Annotated in this window: 15 protein-coding genes and 1 pseudogene; 7 read left to right on the top strand and 9 right to left on the bottom strand. The window is 70.0% G+C overall.

Annotated elements, in window-relative coordinates; genetic code table 11:
- Window positions 1-105 precede the first annotated feature (105 nt).
- Together ABGB14_RS40520 and ABGB14_RS40515 are read left to right on the top strand one after the other, a co-directional pair.
- Complete coding sequence (locus tag ABGB14_RS40520) at window positions 106-579, top strand: SAM-dependent methyltransferase (RefSeq protein ID WP_347649171.1); 474 nt, start codon at window positions 106-108, stop codon at window positions 577-579.
- Between the two features lie 293 nt (window positions 580-872).
- Window positions 873-1,502, top strand: a complete 630-nt coding sequence (locus ABGB14_RS40515) for a pyridoxamine 5'-phosphate oxidase family protein (RefSeq protein ID WP_347649170.1) — start codon at window positions 873-875, stop codon at window positions 1,500-1,502.
- 3 nt (window positions 1,503-1,505) lie between these two features.
- Here ABGB14_RS40515 and ABGB14_RS40510 read toward each other — a convergent pair whose 3' ends face one another.
- Window positions 1,506-2,483: a proline dehydrogenase family protein gene (locus ABGB14_RS40510; protein WP_347649169.1), complete on the bottom strand. Its 978-nt coding sequence runs from the start codon at window positions 2,481-2,483 to the stop codon at window positions 1,506-1,508.
- A gap of 85 nt (window positions 2,484-2,568) precedes the next feature.
- Complete coding sequence (locus ABGB14_RS40505; RefSeq protein WP_347649168.1) at window positions 2,569-3,747, bottom strand: cytochrome P450; 1,179 nt, start codon at window positions 3,745-3,747, stop codon at window positions 2,569-2,571.
- Window positions 3,748-3,792: 45 nt separating this feature from the next.
- Between ABGB14_RS40505 and ABGB14_RS40500 the strand changes: the two genes are divergently transcribed.
- Complete coding sequence (locus ABGB14_RS40500) at window positions 3,793-4,311, top strand: MarR family transcriptional regulator (protein ID WP_347649167.1); 519 nt, start codon at window positions 3,793-3,795, stop codon at window positions 4,309-4,311.
- Here the strand turns inward: ABGB14_RS40500 and ABGB14_RS40495 are convergent.
- The 3 genes from ABGB14_RS40495 to ABGB14_RS40485 all read right to left on the bottom strand — a co-directional run bounded on the left by ABGB14_RS40495 (window position 4,240) and on the right by ABGB14_RS40485 (window position 7,321).
- The gene (locus tag ABGB14_RS40495) at window positions 4,240-5,829 is read right to left on the bottom strand and encodes a hypothetical protein (protein ID WP_347649166.1); all 1,590 of its coding nucleotides are present in this window, start codon (window positions 5,827-5,829) and stop codon (window positions 4,240-4,242) included. The two genes, ABGB14_RS40500 and ABGB14_RS40495, sit on opposite strands and share 72 nt — an antisense overlap.
- Complete coding sequence (locus ABGB14_RS40490; protein WP_347649165.1) at window positions 5,829-6,746, bottom strand: ABC transporter ATP-binding protein; 918 nt, start codon at window positions 6,744-6,746, stop codon at window positions 5,829-5,831. Before ABGB14_RS40490 ends, ABGB14_RS40495 begins: the two co-directional genes overlap by 1 nt.
- Before the next feature lie 128 nt (window positions 6,747-6,874).
- Window positions 6,875-7,321 carry an SgcJ/EcaC family oxidoreductase gene (locus ABGB14_RS40485; protein ID WP_347649291.1) on the bottom strand — a complete coding sequence of 149 codons (447 nt, stop codon included), beginning with the start codon at window positions 7,319-7,321 and terminating at the stop codon, window positions 6,875-6,877.
- On the opposite strand from ABGB14_RS40485, the pseudogene ABGB14_RS40480 reads away from it, so the two are divergent.
- Window positions 7,320-7,679 (top strand): annotated as a pseudogene (locus ABGB14_RS40480) (helix-turn-helix domain-containing protein); the annotation flags it as partial. The gene ABGB14_RS40485 and the pseudogene ABGB14_RS40480 sit on opposite strands and share 2 nt — an antisense overlap.
- Before the next feature lie 246 nt (window positions 7,680-7,925).
- Here the strand turns inward: ABGB14_RS40480 and ABGB14_RS40475 are convergent.
- Both ABGB14_RS40475 and ABGB14_RS40470 read right to left on the bottom strand, forming a co-directional pair.
- A complete protein-coding gene (locus tag ABGB14_RS40475; protein ID WP_347649164.1) occupies window positions 7,926-8,393 on the bottom strand; it encodes a hypothetical protein in 468 nt (155 codons plus the stop codon).
- A gap of 73 nt (window positions 8,394-8,466) precedes the next feature.
- A complete protein-coding gene (locus ABGB14_RS40470; RefSeq protein ID WP_347649163.1) occupies window positions 8,467-9,915 on the bottom strand; it encodes a cytosine permease in 1,449 nt (482 codons plus the stop codon).
- Window positions 9,916-10,008: 93 nt separating this feature from the next.
- On the opposite strand from ABGB14_RS40470, the gene ABGB14_RS40465 reads away from it, so the two are divergent.
- Window positions 10,009-11,409, top strand: coding sequence for an MFS transporter (locus tag ABGB14_RS40465; RefSeq protein ID WP_347649162.1), 1,401 nt, complete (start codon window positions 10,009-10,011; stop codon window positions 11,407-11,409).
- A 10-nt stretch (window positions 11,410-11,419) separates the two neighbouring features.
- Here ABGB14_RS40465 and ABGB14_RS40460 read toward each other — a convergent pair whose 3' ends face one another.
- Window positions 11,420-12,400, bottom strand: coding sequence for an NAD-dependent epimerase/dehydratase family protein (locus ABGB14_RS40460; protein ID WP_347649161.1), 981 nt, complete (start codon window positions 12,398-12,400; stop codon window positions 11,420-11,422).
- Between the two features lie 209 nt (window positions 12,401-12,609).
- Between ABGB14_RS40460 and ABGB14_RS40455 the strand changes: the two genes are divergently transcribed.
- Together ABGB14_RS40455 and ABGB14_RS40450 are read left to right on the top strand one after the other, a co-directional pair.
- Window positions 12,610-13,974: a HAMP domain-containing sensor histidine kinase gene (locus ABGB14_RS40455; RefSeq protein WP_347649160.1), complete on the top strand. Its 1,365-nt coding sequence runs from the start codon at window positions 12,610-12,612 to the stop codon at window positions 13,972-13,974.
- A gap of 18 nt (window positions 13,975-13,992) precedes the next feature.
- On the top strand, window positions 13,993-14,298 hold the full coding sequence (locus ABGB14_RS40450) for a pyrophosphatase (RefSeq protein ID WP_347649159.1): 306 nt from the start codon (window positions 13,993-13,995) through the stop codon (window positions 14,296-14,298).
- A 311-nt stretch (window positions 14,299-14,609) separates the two neighbouring features.
- Here the strand turns inward: ABGB14_RS40450 and ABGB14_RS40445 are convergent, their stop codons facing one another.
- Window positions 14,610-16,397, bottom strand: coding sequence for a bifunctional metallophosphatase/5'-nucleotidase (locus ABGB14_RS40445; protein WP_347649158.1), 1,788 nt, complete (start codon window positions 16,395-16,397; stop codon window positions 14,610-14,612).
- Window positions 16,398-16,505 lie beyond the last annotated feature (108 nt).

The raw sequence follows: 16,505 nt of genomic DNA, 5'->3' as shown, positions 1-16,505 counted from the left end.
GGCCCCCGCGGGCCGGTCGGGTAGACACCGGTCACCGTGACTGATCCAGCCGTGGCCGCCGGGCCGTACGGTCGGGTGCGACTGCCCCGATGACTGGAGGAAACCTTGAACGACGCGACGGCCATCGTCGTGGAGCCGGTGGGAACGGTCGTCGGCGGGCGCGCAGAGGCGTTCGACGATGACTGGAACACCGAGCAGGCGCTGATCCGCCTCGACGGGACGAGTTTCGGGCCGGACTCCCTCGCAGGACTGGAGACGTTCTCACACCTGGAGGTGGTGTACCAGTTCCATCTCGTGCCTCCCTCCTCCGTGCACACCGCCGCCCGCCGCCCTCGCGGAAACCCCGACTGGCCGGAGGTCGGCATCTTCGCCCAGCGGGGCAAGAACCGCCCGAACCGGCTGGGCGTCTCCCGTTGCCGGCTGCTCGCCGTGGACGGCCTCGACATCCACGTACGCGGTCTGGACGCCATCGACGGCACGCCGGTGCTGGACATCAAGCCCTACATGACCGAGTTCGGCCCGCAGGGCGAGATCGTTCAGCCGCAGTGGTCGATCGAGCTGATGCGGGCCTATTACTAAGGAGGCAAAGGTATGCACGAGGTGATCGTCGTAGGAGCGGGGCCCACCGGGCTCCTGCTCGCCGGGGACCTCGCTCATCCGCCCGGACGGCTACGTCGGCTGGGCCGGTGCGGAAGCCGCCGAACTGCGCGAGGCCCTGTCCCGGCTGGCAGGCACTCCCAGCCTCCACCGTTTCGAGGCCATCGAACGGAACGCCTTGTGACAGCGGCGGGGCAAGGCTCGGGTCGCGCTGACCGGCGCGCTCGGCACGGGTACGAGGACTACATGATCCGGAGCTCTTGGGAGGATGCGTCATGGTCGCTGAGGGGATAGAGGAGATCACATCAGAGGAGGAGATAAACGAACTTCTCGGGACGCCGTTGAAGCGCGTTGCGACGAAGGTGCGCTCTTGCCTGCACGAGCACGACAAGCAGTGGCTCGCGGTTTCCCCCTTCTGCCTGGTGTCCACCTCTGCCGCCGACGGCTCCTGCGACGCATCGCCCAAAGGCGACCCGGCGGGGTTCACTCTGGTCCTCGACGACACGACCATCGTGATCCCGGAACGTCCCGGTAACCGGCGCGCCGACGGTTTCCGCAACGTGCTGAGCAACCCCCAGGTGGGCCTGCTCTACGTGATCCCCGGCCGCGGTGACACGTTGCGCATCAACGGCCGCGCCCGGATCCTGCGCGAGGCCCCGTTCTTCGACCGGATGATCGTCAAGGGCTACCGTCCTCGGCTCGCCCTCCTCGTTGAGATCGAGGAGGTCTTCTACCACTGCTCCAAATCCTTCCTTCGCTCCTCCCTCTGGAAGCCCGAGACGTGGACTCCCGACGCGGCCCCCTCCAGGGCCCGCATCGCCAAATCCCTGGAACGTCCCGACGAGGAGCTGGAAGACCTGGAGGTCTACTACGGCCCGCAGTACGGCCGGCACTTGTACGGCTGACCGTCACTCCACTCCTGTCATCGGATCGGATGCGGGATGACCGCCGTGCCGGGTGGCGTCCACCAGAGCCTGGAACAGGCGGAGCGGGTCCTCGGCGACGCGGTTGCATACGTACAGCCACCACTGGGTGCCGAACACGATGTACTCCCTGACCGGATGCCCGCGATCCCGCATCGTCGGCAGCTGATCGTCGCCGAGTCCGAGCAGCATCTCGACCTCGTAAGCGCCGGAGTCCCGCCGCATATGCGGCTGCAGCTCATCGAGAAGGTCCAGGTCGTGGGTGGCGATCGAGCAGAGGTGGCCGCTGTCCAGCAGGAGGGTCGCGTACGCGAGGAAGGCCGCCCGCAGCTCGTGGCTGTCACGGGGGTGGGCGATGGACTCGTGTTCAAGGAAGGAGCCCTTCACCAGGCGGATGCGGCCGGGCAGCCGCAGCAGGCGGGTCAGGTCATCGGCCGTCCGGTGCAGACGGGCCTGGATGGTGACGCCGACGTGGTCGAAACGCTCGCAGAGACGTTCGTGGGTCCACAGGATGAGATCCGTACGAGCGGAGCCCTCCGCCGAGATCATCATCTCCTGGCCCGCGGCGGCCGTGGCCTCGGCTAGCCGGGTGGCGTTGGCGAGCCCCAGCTCCCGGTCCACCACCGAGCCGATATGGGAGAGATCGAGGGACACCGAGCAATTCGTCCCGCGGGCTGCGGCCTGCCGTGACAGGTCGAGGAATATCTCGGTTTCGGCCGTGGCCAGGCCGGCGTCCCGGCAGCTCTCCCCCATGTAGTCAAGGGTGGCGGACCTGCCCTCCGCGTTCACCAGGGCGGCCCGGGCGAGCGCCTCGGCAACGGTCTGGCCACCGACGTAGCGTTCGGCCACCCGCCAGGCCAGCTTGCGTAGTGCGGGGTCTGCGGCGACGTGGTCCTTGAGGACCTCGTCAAGGGCCAGTGCTCGCATCGCCTCGGCAGCCTGCTCCATTACGGTCATCATCATCCTTTCACCCGAGAGCCGGAACTCTATCGCCAATGGAGATTTTTTTAGAAGGTACTAGCTCCCCGGTGAAGGCGGTAGTGGCTTTCTAGAAGGCGACCGGCAGGCGGTGCACACCGTAGATCGCCATGTCCGTACGGATCGGGATCTCCTCGTCGGGAGCGGCCAGCCGGAGGTCGGGGAACCTGCGGAACAGGGCCGGGTAGGCGACTCTCATCTCGATCCTTGCCAGCTGCTGGCCCAGGCACTGATGGACGCCGTGGCCGAAGCCGAGGTGCCCGGCGGCGTCCCCGGCCAGGTCGAACGTGTCCGGATCCGGGAATTTCGCGTGGTCGCGGTTGACCGCGGGGATCGAGACGACCAAGGTCTGACCTGCGCGGATCAGCGTGCCGTCCAGCCAGACGTCTTCCAGAGCGGCGCGCTGCGCGCCGAACTGGATGATGGACAGATACCGCAACAGCTCCTCGACCGCGTTGTCGATCAGCGTCGGGGCGGCGCGCAGGGCAGCCAACTGCTCCGGATGGCGCAGCAGCGTCCAGGAGCCGAGCGCGAGCATGTTCGCCGTCGTCTCGTGCCCCGCCACCAGCAGCAGCATCCCGATCGCCCGCAGCTCCTCGTCGGTCAGTTCGCCGCCCGCGATGAGGCCGCTGAGGAGGTCGTCGCCCGGCTCCGCGCGCTTGGCGGCGACGAGCCGTACGAAGAACTCGTGCAGCTTGGTGAGCGCGGCGATGACATCGTGCTTGTCCGCGTCGAGCTTCAGCACGGTGGCGGTGGTGCGTTGGAACTCCTCCCTTTCCCGGTACGGCACGCCGAGCAGCTCGCAGATGACCATGGACGGGATCGGTAGTGCGAAGTCCTGGACCAGGTCGGCGGGGGAGCCGGCCCGTGCCATCGTGTCCAGGTGCTCTTCGGTGATCTGCTGGACCCGGGGGATCAGCCGGTTGATCCGCCGCACGGTGAACTGGCCGGTCAGCAGCCGCCGGTAGCGGGTGTGCTCCGGAGGATCCATCCGGATGAACCAGCCGGGTATGGCGGGTGCGAACGACTCCTGACCGAGCGGATGGGGATACGGCATATGACGCAGTTCCTGCCGGGCGCTGAAGCGCGCGTCACTCAGCACAGCCCGAGCCGTCGCCATGCGGGTCACCACCCAGCCGACGTGGCCGTCGGGGAAGGCCAGCGGGTGCAGTGGGCCGTCGGCGGCCAGCCGCCTGAGCGCGGCGGGCGGGTCGAAGGGATGGTCTCGGACGGTCGGCAGCAGATCCATGCGGCGCTCCTTCATGCATTTCGTGAACTGTGTAAAATCACTCGGATGACACTCGACGACCAGGAGTTCCTGGAGCGGTTCGCGATGATCATGTCCGAGTCCGGCTATCCCCGGATGGCGGCCAGGGTCTTCGCCGCGCTGCTCGTCTCCGACGACGGCCGGCTCACCGCCGCCGAGCTGGCCGACCGGCTCCAGGTGGGCCCGTCGGCGATCTCCGGCGCGGTGAAATACCTGATGAACGTCGGAATGGTCGCCCGCGAGCGTGATCCGGGCGAGCGGCGTGACCGTTACCGGGTAGATCAGGTGGCGTGGTTCACGGCGGCTCTGGCTAGCGACCACGTCTACCGCCGTTTCGAGGAGGGCGCCCTGGAGGGCCTTGCGGTGTTCGGCCGGGACACGCCGGTAGGGGCGCGACTGGAGGAGACCCGGCGGTTCTTCGCCTTCCTTCGCAGGGAGGTGCCCATGCTGATGCACAAGTGGCTGGAGCAGGAGTCAGGCGATGTCGCGCCGGTGCAGGCCGGCCAGCCCGACGGCGCCCAGGGCGGCGGCGACCGCGCTCAATAGCACCAGGGGTGCCACTGTCACCTGCCCGAGCACGACCCAGGGCACGTGCACGAACGGGATGACGACCAGCACAGACTCGTCGACCTGCCCCAGCATGCCGAATACGTCGAGCAGGATGAACACCACCCAGATCCCCCACGCGGCCATCGACAGGCGCGGCAGCAGGCCGGCCAGGAGGACCGCGATCCCGGTCATCGCCCACACAGCGGGCAGATAGGCCAGCGCGGCTCCCAGCACCAGGGGCAGCTTGCCCAGGTCGCCGCTGCTCGCGCCGTATGCGAACCCGGCGCCCGCGCCGAGCGCGATGAGCGCCGCGGCTTGCCCGGTCACCGCCATGACCAGATGGCCGAGCGCCCACCGGACGCGGCTCGTCGGGGTCGCCAGCAGCAGGTCGGCGCGTCCCTCCGTCTCCTCCGTCCGCAGCCGCAGCGCGGACAGGATGCCGTAGGCGGCGACGATCCAGGCGAGCATGGACAGCAGGTAGTTGACGAAGAAGTCGACCGGCTCGGCATCGCCGGCGCCCACCCTGGCGATCATCTCCATGATCTGCGGAGCCTCGATCTGCTCCTCGATCTCGCCAGAGACGGCGCCGCCCAGGGCAAGGCCGCCCACCGCGAAACCGGCGGTCCAGCCCAGGAGCTGGCCGCGGTGCAGCCGCCAGGCCAGGGCGAGGGCGCTGCGCAGGCCGGGCGCCGCCGCGGACGGCCCGAGCCGCGCGGGCAACGACCCGGCGGCCAGGTCACGGCGGGCCGACAGGCGGTAGGCGATGCCTGCCAGCAGCACGACCAGGGCCAGCAGCAGCAGGAGAACCCACCAGCGTTCGTCGGCGAACGCTCGTGTCCGAGCCGTCCAGCCCAGTGGTGACATCCACGACAACCAGGCCGCACCGCCCACGTCGCCGACCGCGCGGATCAGGAAGAAGGCGATGAACACGGCGACGCCCATCCCCCTGGCCGCCACCGCGCTCTGCGTCAGTTGCGCGGTGACGGCGCCGACCGCGGCGAACGTCCAGCCGGCGGCGGCCAGTGACAGGGCCAGAGCGCACGACCCGGAGGCGGGCAGCCCTGCGCCAATGAGAGCCCCTGCCATGAGGACGGCGATCACCAGGTTGGCGGCGAGCACCACGGCCAGCACCGCGGTCAGCGGCGCGTGCCTGCCCACCGCCCCCGCGCCGACGAGCTCACGGCGGCCCGATTCCTCCTCGACCCTGCTGTGCCGGATCACCAGAAGCATGCTGACCAGCCCGAGCAGCATGGCGCCCGCACTGGACACGGTGTACGCGGTCAGCCCGCCCACGCTCGCCTCGAACACGGGGCCGCGGGTGGCCACCTGCGAGAGGTTGGCCGTCGCCGCGTCGGCCGCGCCGTGCAGATCCTCAGCGGTCGGATAAAGGGCGGCCGTGCTGGAGGCGATGCTCGCCGGGTAGACCGCGGCCAGCAGGCCCCAGACGGGTAGGAGCAGTCGGTCGCGGCGGACGATGAGCCGGGCGAGCGCGCCGGTCCCGGTCAAGACGCTCATCAGGCAGCCACCCTCCGGGGCCGCGCGCCGCTGCTCGCCGTCTTGTAGTGCCGTATGAACAGGTCCTCCAGCGTCGGCGGCGCCGCCGTGACGCCGCGCAGCCCCAGCGCGGCCAACCGGTCGAACAGCGCGTTGAGATGGCGGGGCTCGACCTGGCAGGCGATCTTCAGGCCGTCGATCCGCAGATCGTGTACGCCGGGCAGACCGGCCAGGTCGGCCGGCGAACTCGCCACCTCCGCGACCACGGACGTACGGCTCAGGTGGCGCAACTCCGCCAGCGTGCCCGACTCCACGATGCGCCCCGCCCTGATGATGCTCACCCGGTCGCAGAGCGCCTCCACCTCCGACAGGATGTGGCTGGACAGCAGCACGGTACGGCCGCGCGCCTTCTCCTCCGCCACGCTGTCCCTGAAGACCGCCTCCATCAGCGGGTCCAGGCCGGAGGTCGGCTCGTCGAGGATGAGCAGTTCCACGTCGGAGGCGAGCGCCGCGACCAGCGCCACCTTCTGCCGGTTGCCCTTGGAGTAGGCCCGGCCCTTCTTACGCAGGTCCAGCTCGAACCGGTCGACGAGGCTCGCCTTGCGCCGCTCGTCCACTCCTCCGCGCAGCCGGCTCAGCAGATCGATCACCTCGCCGCCGGTGAGGCTGGGCCACAGGGTGACGTCGCCCGGCACGTAGGCCAGCCGGCGGTGCAGCTCGGTGGCGTCGGCCCAGGGATCGCCGCCAAGCAGGCGAGCCTCGCCCGCGTCGGCGCGCATCAGGCCGAGCAGGATCCGGATGCAGGTGGATTTGCCTGCTCCGTTGGGGCCCAGGAAGCCATGGACCTCGCCGCTTCGGACGTCCAGTTCGAGACCGTCCAGCGCACGTGTCCGGCCGAACGTTTTGACGAGGCCGGACACGGAAATCGCGTCTGTCATGGCTCGAAGCTACACTAGTTTCACAAATTTTGTGAAACATGTGAAAGATTGCAAATGTCAAGATCGAGAGACCGCACGGGCTGCGCACATGCTTCGAAGTCAGGTTGCCAGGGCCCGCCGAGAGCCACTCACTCCGGTTGCGGGACCAGGGTGTTGTGCCGGGCCACCGCCCACCAACGGCCGTTCTCTTTGACAAGCACGTAGAGGGCGACCATGACATGCTCGCGGTCGATGAGCTCACCCTTGTCGTTTGCTGCGCGAGCTCCCTTGTGGGCAATGGCGACATCCGGACGAAGGAACACGACGTCGAGCACGTCGTATCGCACGTACTCATCCTTCAGGAACCCGGCGAGTCCGGCCCGGCTCGCCTCGAGCACCACGTCGCGACCGTGAGCCAGCATGCCGACGGCGTTGCCCATGATGGCATTGCTTGCCAGATCTGACACCATGAGCTCGGCGTCGTTGGTGTTGTAGGCAGTTTCGACATTCTTGATGATCTGCGCGATGGCCTCGCGGTCGGCGCTGTGATCGACGCTGGAGTCCTCGATAACCGGTGCTTGGACGTTTGTGTGCATGCGGAACACTCAAGCACCTCAACCAAACTTGGGGTCAACACCGGCAGTATGTGTTGATAATCACGTCGTTTGGCCTGCCAGTAGTCGTCGACCTGGCGCTCCAAGCCGAAACCCCGTTGACGTAGCAGCAGGGCGGCCATGCTTCTCGCAAGGCGGCGGCCCGCCTCGGCTTTCTGGAGGCGCAGCGTGCAACGGGAGGGGCGCAGCCGCGGCGTTCGGCCTTCCGCCTTCCCGTCAGGGCGCTGATCGCCGTTCTCGCACGGCCTGGCCGATCGAGGCCACCACGGTCGCCGACATCTGCGCGGCAGCCGAGATCTCCCCCGCGACGTTCTTCACCTACTTCCCCGCCAAAGAAGACCTGGTCTTCGCTGACCAGCCGGATCAGGTGGAGACGGTCAACGAGCTACTGGCCGGGCGGCGGCCCGGCGAATCCATGCGCGAGGTGCTCACGCGCGTCTCGACATCCAGGCCCAGTGGGCAGAAGCCCTCGAGGTGGCCTTTCCCGACGAGCTCGACGACACCGAGGCGCACGCGATCATCGGCTCACGGGCGCGGTGATCGCTGCCGCCATGGCCAACCTCCGCCGCGGCGACGCCGCGCTGCGCTAGGTGCGGGCCGCCTCCGCGTGCAGCGCCTCGCAGGCCAGCCCGAGCAACGTCACCAGCACCGCCGCGAACACCGGTCCCAGCGTCAGCGGCGCCGTCAGTTCGCCCGCGTGCCAGGCCGCCGCCGCGACCGCCGCCGACGTCAGCACCGTCACCCCGAACATGGCCGCCCACAGCGGCAACATCCGCAGGTAGGCGAAGAGCAGCCCGAACACCGGCCACACGAACGGGGACGCCGCCACGGCCAGCGCGGCCCAGCCGCCCGTCACCAGGCCCAGCCAGACGAGCGCCGGGATGGGCCGGCGTTCGATCACCGGGCCGGTGGAGTGGACGAGGCCGAGCAGCACACCTCCGGCGGCCACGGCCACGAGGCCGTCGCGCAGCACGGTGACGATGGCGATGAGCAGCAGCCCGCACGCCGTGACGTGCGTCGCCCACTGCAGCAGCCGCAACGGAAGGTTGCCCATGTCCACTCAGCGTAACGCCGGGTGCGCGCCGGGTCAGCGCGTCCCGCGGCCGCCACGCCGGGTGAACGCCAGGTCAGCGTGTTCCGCGGTCGCCACGCCGGGTGAACGCCGTCAGCAGGTAGTACAACGCGCCGGCCACCACGAGGGCGACCACCACGCCGATGTTCGCCGCCCCGAACGTGCCGGTCCGCAGTGCGTCGCTCATCAGGAAGCCGACGAGCGCGGCGATGTTCTCGTCGGCCGAGGTGATGAGGCCGAGCCCGACGATCGACGCCACGACCAGCGACGCCAGGCCCGGCCAGTGCAGCGCCGGCGCCCCTGGGCGCAGCAGCCGCTCCCGGTCGGCCCCGTCGGCGGGTTGGCGCCGCCCGCCGTACGAGCGGCCGCCCTCCCGCAGCCGCCACATGTCCACCAGGAAGACCGCGGCCCAGGCCGCCATCACCACGCCGATGATCGCCAGGAACGCCTGGAAGGTGGCGAGGAAGCTGGTGGAGACGAACAGCAGGTAGTAACCGCCCAGCACCATGAGCAGCCCGTCGATCAGCACCGCGTAGTGCCGCCTGATCGGTACGCCGAGCGCCAGCATCGACAACCCCGACGAGTAGATGTCCATGATCGCCCCGGCCAGGAAGCCGCCGATGGCGGTCAGCAGGTACGCCAGCAGGAACCAGGTCGGCAGCGCCCCGGCCAGCGCCGCCACCGGGTCGCCGCCCGCGGCCTCGGCCAGCGTCGGGTCGCCGCCTGCCAGCAGCACGCCGAACACGAGCAGCACCATGGGCGGCAGCGCGCCGCCGAGCATCGTCCACAGGGCCACCGAGCGCGGGCGGGATCGCGACGGCAGGTAGCGGGAGTAGTCGGCGCCGCAGTTGACCCAGCCGAGGCCGAGCAGGGTCATGGCGAAGATGATCCCGCCGACCCAGCCGCCGGGGCCGGCCGTGGTCTCCAGCGACACGCCGAGCCGCGGAGCCATGAGGATCATGTAGACGACGGTCAGCACGACGAACGCGTACGTCAGGTAGCGCTGCACCACCATGATCATCGCGTGGCCGTACACGCCGACCGCGATCACCACCACGGCCGCGACGGTGAAGCACGCGGCGGTGGCCGTCGTGGGCGCGAGGCCGGGCGCGAGCCGGCCCAGGATGGCCGCGCCGCTCTGCGCGGCCAGCGTGACGAGCACGATCTCCCAGCCCACGTTCGACAGGTACGACAACGCCGCGGGCAGCTTGTTGCCCTGGTAGCCGAACGGCGCCCGGCCCAGGGTCATGGTCGGCACGCCGGACCTGGCGCCGGCGATCGCGACCAGGCCGACCAGCAGGAACGACAGCGCGTACCCGATGGCTCCGGTGATGATCGCGGGCACCACGCCGAGGCCCAGGCCGACGATGTAGACACCGAACGCGACGCCGAACAGCGACAGGTTCGAGCCCGCCCACGGCCAGAAGAGATCTCTCGGCCGCCCGTGCCGCTCGGACTCGGGTACCGCGTTGATGCCGTTCTGCTCCACGGCCATCGTGTCCATGATCGGACGTTACTCGCCTTATGCGAAGAAGCGAACCCTTACCTCTGGTACGGGGGCACGTTTCCGCCGCTGATCTGCGGTGAGACTGCCGTGATGAGGCCATTGGGGGGTGACACGCGCAAGCAGGCGCTGGCCATCTGCCTGGTCGCGGCGTTCATGAGCGGGCTGGACGTGAGCATCGTCAACGTCGCCGTCCCGTCGATCCGCGAAGCGCTGGACGCCTCGGAGGACGGGCTGCAGTGGACGGTGTCGGGGTACGCGCTCGCGTTCGGGCTGCTGCTGGTCCCCGCCGGGCGGCTGGGGGACGCCAGGAGCCGGCGCACGATCTTCATGACGGGCGTGGCGCTCTTCACCGCCTCCAGCGCGGCGTGCGGGCTCGCCGCGGACATGAACGTGCTGATCGCGGCCAGGTTCGTGCAAGGGCTGGCGGCCGGCACGCTCAACCCGCAGGTGTCGGGGCTGATCCAGCAGATGTTCCGCGGGGCCGAGCGGGGGCGCGCGTTCGGGGCGCTCGGCGCCACCATCGGCGTGTCCACGGCCGCGGGGCCGCTGATCGGCGGCCTGCTCGTCGGCCTGGCCGGAGCCGACCAAGGGTGGCGGTGGGTGTTCCTGGTGAACGTGCCGATCGGGATCGCGCTGCTGCCGCTGGCCTGGCGGGCGCTGCCGGCCCGGCCGGGGACCGGGCGGCGCGAGAGCATGGACCCGGTCGGCGTGCTGCTGCTCGGCATGGGCGTGGTGGGACTGCTGCTGCCGTTCATCCAGCGGCACCAGTGGGAGGGCAACACGAAATGGCTGCTCATCCCGGTCGCGCTGGTGGTGCTGGCCGCCTTCGTGCTCTGGGAGCGGCGCTACCCGCGCGAGCCGCTGGTGAACCTGGCGCTGTTCGGCAAACGTTCGTACAGCCTGGGGACGGCCATCGCGCTGTTCTACTTCGCCGGCTTCACGGGGATCTTCTTCATCTTCACCCTCTACCTGCAGGTCGGGCTGCACTACAGCGCGCTGATGGCCGGGCTGGCGATCACGCCCTTCGCGCTCGGCTCGGCGTCGGCCTCGGTGGTCGGCGGGCGGCTCGTGTCGCGCGCCGGCCGGCGCGTGGTGGCGGTGGGCCTGACGATGGTGATCGCCGGGCTCTGCGCGACGATGCTGGCGACCGTGCTGGTGCCCGGGCGAGCGGTGGGCCTGGCGACGGTGCTGCCGCTGTTGCTGGCGGGCATGGGCAGCGGTCTGGTGATCTCGCCCAACCAGGCGATCACGCTGTCGGAGGTGCCGCCAGAAGGCGGGGGGAGCGCGGCGGGCGTGCTGCAGACGGGGCAGCGGCTGGGGTCGGCGATCGGGATCGCCGTGGCGGGCTCCACGTTCTTCGGCGCGCTGGGCCAGGGCTGGGCGACCGCCTTCCGCCACGGCCTGATGGCGGTGCTGATGTCGGTCGTGATCGCCCTGGTGGCCGCCGCGTACGACCTCGTCCGCACCCGCGGGGAAGCCCGCCGCCCGTGACCTCGGCGGCTCATCCGGCCAGGACGCGCGCCTCCGTCTCGGGGTCGAGGCCGACGGCGGGGCGGTCGGGCCGCATGGGCGCCACGCCGCCGATGCTCCGCAGCCAGGCCCACGTGTCGGCGACCGTCTCCTCGACCGGGCGCACCCGCAGCCCCGCCGCCACCGCCCTGGACACGTCGGCCCCGTGCATGAAGTCGTGGAGCTCGCCCGTCAGCCAGATCGGCAGGTCGGTCCACGGCTCGATGCCCGCTCCGAGGACGCGCGCCTCCGGCGTCCAGCGCAGCTCGGCGTCGGACCCGGTCACCTTCACGCACGTTTCGAGCAGTTCCCGCATCGTCGTGAACCCCGGCGGGCTCACCACGTTGTACGCCCCGCCCAGCCCCTGCTCGGCCGCGCGCAGGCACCACACGGCGAGGTCGCGGGCGTCGATGTACTGGACCCCGAGGTCGCGGGGCTCCGGAGCGAGCACCGGCCCCCCGCGCGCGATCCTGGTGAGCCACCACGGCAACCGCCCGATGTTCTCGTAGGGGCCCAGGATGAGCCCCGCCCTGGCCAGCAGCGCCCGGTCGCCGAAGGCGGCGACGGCGGCCAGCTCCGCCCCGGCCTTGTTCTTCGCGTAGTCGCCGTCTCCGTCGTCGGCCGACCCCGTCACGACCGGCGCGTTCTCGTCGGCGCCGAACGGCGCGGGGAAGGTGTGGACGGACCTGCTGGACACGTAGACGTAGTGGCCCGCCCGGCCGGCCAGGAGGGAGGCGGAGTCTCTCACCGCTGACGGCGACCACGACCACGTGTCGATCACGGTGTCCCACTCGCCGTGCGCCAGCGCCGCGAGGCCGTCAGGAGCCGACCGGTCGCCGCGCAGCGCGGTCACGCCCGGCACGGGGTCATGGGTGCCCCGGTTGAACGTCGTGACCTCCCACCCCAGGGCCCGCGCCTCCTCGACGACGGCCCGCCCGACGAACTCCGTGCCGCCCAGTACGAGAAGTCTCATGGAGCTCACCCTGGCCGCCGGAGTCCGCGGGCGACAGGGGGTCATGCTCTCGGCGGAATCGCCGTGAGCGTATCCGCTGCACCGTGCGTAACCGGATCACTGTTCGCCTGATGTGTGGGCAGGGTATAGCAGCAGATCAGGGTCCTTAATGGTGCGATTGCCTCATATGGGCAAATGTCACCTATAGTGACATAGGAGTTTATGCGCTAGTGATACGTCTTTTTCCCCGCTCGATCCGGGCGCGCCTGACCGCGATCGCGACCGCGATAGCGGCGCTGGTCCTCTTCGCCACATCCACCTTCATGCTCGTCACCGTCCCCGACAGCCTGCGCGACGTCGTCCGGGACAGGGTCGAGGTGTCCGTACGCAGGATCGCGAGCGACGCCAGAGCCGGAGATCTGTCCACGGCCCTCGAAGCCCCGGCGCGCGTGCACTTCCTGGAGGTGGTCACCCCGCGAGGCGACGTGCTCGCCGCCACCACCGGCCGCCACGTCGACCGGAAGCTCAGGGAGTTCCGGCCCTCCGAGCTCGACAAGCTCTACATCTCGGAGACGTGGGCGCGGCAGGAGCAGAACGGCGACGAGACCCACTTCCTGGTGATGTCCATGACGGTGTCGACCCCGGACGGCCCTGTCACCGTGTACGGCGCGTCGTCGCTGGCCGACGTCGACCGCGCCATCACCTGGTTCGAGGCCCAGACCTTCGTCGTCACCCCGCTGATCCTGGCGAGCGTCGCGGGCATCACGTGGCTCGTGGTCGGGTTCGCGCTGCGCCCGGTCGAGCGCATCCGCGCCAAGCTGGCCGAGATCACCGGCCACGACCTCAGCAGGCGCGTCCCCGTGCCCGACACCGGAGACGAGATCACCGACCTGGCCACCACCACGAACGACACCCTCGACCGCCTCGAACGCTCCGCCGAGACCCAGCGGCGCTTCGTCGCCGACGCCTCGCACGAGCTGCGCAGCCCCATCGCCGGCCTGCGCACCCAGCTCGAGGTGGCCAACGCCATCCCGGACGAGACCGACTGGCCCGCCACGGGAGCGGTGGCGCTGACCGCCGTCGAACGGCTCACCGGCATCATCGACGAGCTCCTGATGCTGGCCAGGCTCGACGCGGGCACGGTCGCGCCCCGCCGCGTGGTGGACGTGTGCCGGCTGTGCGTCGATCAGGTACGCCGCCGTGGGGACTCCAGGGTGGTCATCGTCCCCGACCTCTGCGCGTCGGCCCCCGTGTACGGCTCGCCCGTGCAGATCGACCGGCTCCTGACGAACCTGCTGGACAACGCCACCCGGCACGCCGACACCAGGATCGACCTGGAGGTGGCGGTGACGGACGGCCAGGTGGTGGCGACGGTGACCGACGACGGCGAGGGCATCGCCCCCGAGGACAGGGAACGGGTCTTCGAGCGGTTCACCAGGCTGGACAGCGCCAAGGCGAAGGACCAGAGCGGAAGCGGCCTCGGCCTGCCCCTGTCCAGGGAGATCGCCCTGTCCCACGGCGGCACGCTCACCATCGCCGACCATTCGCCCGGCGCCCGCTTCGTGCTCGTCCTCCCCCTCTACAAGGGCTCCTAGCGCTCTACACTCGCGGCCATGAATCTACGCCGGCTCTCCGACGAGGTCGAGTCCGTCTCCCAGCGTTATGCGGACAAGCTGGGCATCGAACGGGACGACGTCTGGTTCCTGCTCAAGCTGCAGGAGGAGGTCGGCGAGCTGACCCAGGCGTTCCTGATGCGCTCCGGCCGGGCCAGGACCAAGGGGCGCACAGAGGACGAACTCGACGCGGGCTACCGGGCCGAGCTGGCCGACGTGCTCTGCCACGTGGTGCTGCTGGCCCGCCACCACGGGGTGGACCTGCAGGTGGAGATCGACCGGAAGTGGCTCGTGCACAACCGCTGACAGACACGAGTCCGGCCCGCCGGCCGAAGCCTTCGCCGTCCTGTCTGACCTCGGCGGCTCCGTGCCCCTGGTGTTGTGGCAGACCGGGCCGGGCCGCGCGAGGAGTGTCGCCGGGGAAGAGGTCGGGCCGCGGCGGGCCGGCGGGGCGCCGTCGCGGTGGCCGGCCACGTGCGGGTCAGATCGCGTCTCCCTGGAGGCCCCCGGCCGCGTGCGGCGGGTGGGTGCCGTCGGCGCCGCCGTAAAGGATGGGGTTGTGGACGGAGGCCCGCCCCCCGAGGAGGGACGGGCCTCGAACGGACAGGAGAGAACGGTCAGCCGGCCACGGTGATGCGGCCGGTCGCGGGCGGCGCGATCGGGTTGTCCTTGCCGAGGTGGTCGACGAAGGCGTCGATGTCCAGCGGCCCGCTCCACAGGTCGGTGCCGTCCCTGAAGGCGAGGAACGCGTCGCCGCCTCCCACCAGGAAGTTGTTGGCCGCCACCCGGATGGTCTGCGCGTCGGTCACCGGAGTCCCGTCGATCTTCATCTCGGAGACCTTCGAGCCCCAGGGCGCGCTGTTGTCGTAGGTGTAGGTGAAGTTCGCCGAGGGCTGCAGGATCTTGGTGAACGCTTGGTTGTTGGGCCCGCCGGTGAACTGCTGCTCCAAAACCGTCTTGAGCTGGGCGCCGGTCAGCGTGACGACCTGCATGAGGTTGTTGAACGGCTGCACGGTGAAGGCCTCACCATATGTGACGACCCCGTCGCCTTCGCCGGCCGGTGACGACGCGTGCGACAGCGAGGCCCGCACCCCACCCGGGTTCATCAGCGCGATCTGCGCGTTGCCGCCGGTCCTGGTGGCGGCGAGCTGGGCGTCGGCGATGAGGTTGCCGAGGGGTGACTCGCCGGAGGGGCCGGCCGTGTTCGTGATGTCGGCGGTGATCGTGCCGACGGCCTTGTTGGCGACGGGGGCGACGCGCTCCTTCCACGTCTCCACGAACGCCGAAATTTCGGGATCTGCGGTGACTGTCCGGGTCACCACGTGGTTGTCCGCCACGATCGAGGCGCGGTCGATGTCCCGCGTCCTGGCGTTCACCTTCAGGTCCACCTGCGTGATGACCCGCCCGAACGAGCCGCCCTGCGAGAAGAGCCGGTCCTTGCCCGCCGGGTCCTTCACGGTGCACACGTACGCCTGGTGCGAGTGGCCGCTGAGCACCACGTCGATCTCCGGGTCCACCTGCGTCGCGATGCGGTTGCCCGCCCCCGGGACCGCGCTGCACGCGTCCGGCGACTGGCCCTGGGTCACCTGGTCGCCCTCGTGCACGAGCACGACCTGGGCCTTGACGCCCACGAGCTTGAGCAGCTTGGAGGCCACGTTCGCGGCCTTGACCTCGTCCGCGAACGTGAGGTTCTTGATCCCCTCGCTGGACACGATGCCCGGCGTCGTCTGCGTGACCAGGCCGATGAAGCCGATCGGCACGCCGTTCATCCACTTGACGCTCACCGGCGGCAGCGCGGGCACGCCCCAGCCGGACAGCGCCTGCCTGACCTTCGCCGCGTTCGCGCCGCCGAGCGCCGCCAGCGCGTCGGTCTTCTCGTGGCGGTTCTTGAACAGGACGTTCGCACCCACGTAGTCGAACTTCGCGCCCTTCCACTCGCCCGCGGGCGAGCAGCCGTCCACCGGGTGGCAGCCACCCTTCATGATCCGCCGCAGCTCGGCGTAGCCCTCGTCGAACTCGTGGTTGCCGACCGCGGCGACCTTGAGCCCCAGCTTGCCCAGGAACTCGACGGACGGCTCGTCGTGGTAGGCGGCCGAGATCAGCGGTGTCGCCCCGATGAGGTCGCCCTGGGCCACCGCGATCGTGTTCTTGTCGGCCAGGGCCTTCATGTGGGTCGCGACGTAGGCCGCGCCGCCGGCGTCGACCGTGTTGCCGTGCTCGTCGACCATGCGGCCGGAGGAGCCGGTCGGCGGCTCGAGGTTGCCGTGGAAGTCGTTGAGGGCGAGCAGCCGTACGGGGACCGTACGCGATGGTCTGCTCGCGTCCGCCGGAAGGGCGGCGAGCGTGACCGCTCCCGAGGCGACGGCTGCGGCCAGCGCCAGCCGGAGGAAGGAACGAGACGTCATGGCCCAAGACGTTACGACCGTTGCCCGTGCAGCCGATGTCGCAAAGGTAACGATTTGCCGGGTCGTCCCATGGCGTTATTTGCCAGTCATAGGCCTAGAGTGCGTTCT

The organism is Nonomuraea sp. B10E15 (assembly GCF_039871615.1).
GTDB lineage: Bacteria > Actinomycetota > Actinomycetes > Streptosporangiales > Streptosporangiaceae > Nonomuraea.
This window is presented reverse-complemented; position numbering and strand designations above follow the sequence as displayed.

Coding starts and splice junctions, on each gene's coding strand:
- ABGB14_RS40515 (WP_347649170.1), top strand. CDS start 873: ATGGTCGCTGAGGGGATAGAGGAGATCACATCAGAGGAGGAGATAAAC.
- ABGB14_RS40510 (WP_347649169.1), bottom strand. CDS start 2,483: ATGATGATGACCGTAATGGAGCAGGCTGCCGAGGCGATGCGAGCACTG.
- ABGB14_RS40505 (WP_347649168.1), bottom strand. CDS start 3,747: ATGGATCTGCTGCCGACCGTCCGAGACCATCCCTTCGACCCGCCCGCC.
- ABGB14_RS40500 (WP_347649167.1), top strand. CDS start 3,793: ATGACACTCGACGACCAGGAGTTCCTGGAGCGGTTCGCGATGATCATG.
- ABGB14_RS40495 (WP_347649166.1), bottom strand. CDS start 5,829: ATGAGCGTCTTGACCGGGACCGGCGCGCTCGCCCGGCTCATCGTCCGC.
- ABGB14_RS40490 (WP_347649165.1), bottom strand. CDS start 6,746: ATGACAGACGCGATTTCCGTGTCCGGCCTCGTCAAAACGTTCGGCCGG.
- ABGB14_RS40485 (WP_347649291.1), bottom strand. CDS start 7,321: ATGCACACAAACGTCCAAGCACCGGTTATCGAGGACTCCAGCGTCGAT.
- ABGB14_RS40475 (WP_347649164.1), bottom strand. CDS start 8,393: ATGGGCAACCTTCCGTTGCGGCTGCTGCAGTGGGCGACGCACGTCACG.
- ABGB14_RS40470 (WP_347649163.1), bottom strand. CDS start 9,915: ATGGACACGATGGCCGTGGAGCAGAACGGCATCAACGCGGTACCCGAG.
- ABGB14_RS40465 (WP_347649162.1), top strand. CDS start 10,009: ATGAGGCCATTGGGGGGTGACACGCGCAAGCAGGCGCTGGCCATCTGC.
- ABGB14_RS40460 (WP_347649161.1), bottom strand. CDS start 12,400: ATGAGACTTCTCGTACTGGGCGGCACGGAGTTCGTCGGGCGGGCCGTC.
- ABGB14_RS40450 (WP_347649159.1), top strand. CDS start 13,993: ATGAATCTACGCCGGCTCTCCGACGAGGTCGAGTCCGTCTCCCAGCGT.
- ABGB14_RS40445 (WP_347649158.1), bottom strand. CDS start 16,397: ATGACGTCTCGTTCCTTCCTCCGGCTGGCGCTGGCCGCAGCCGTCGCC.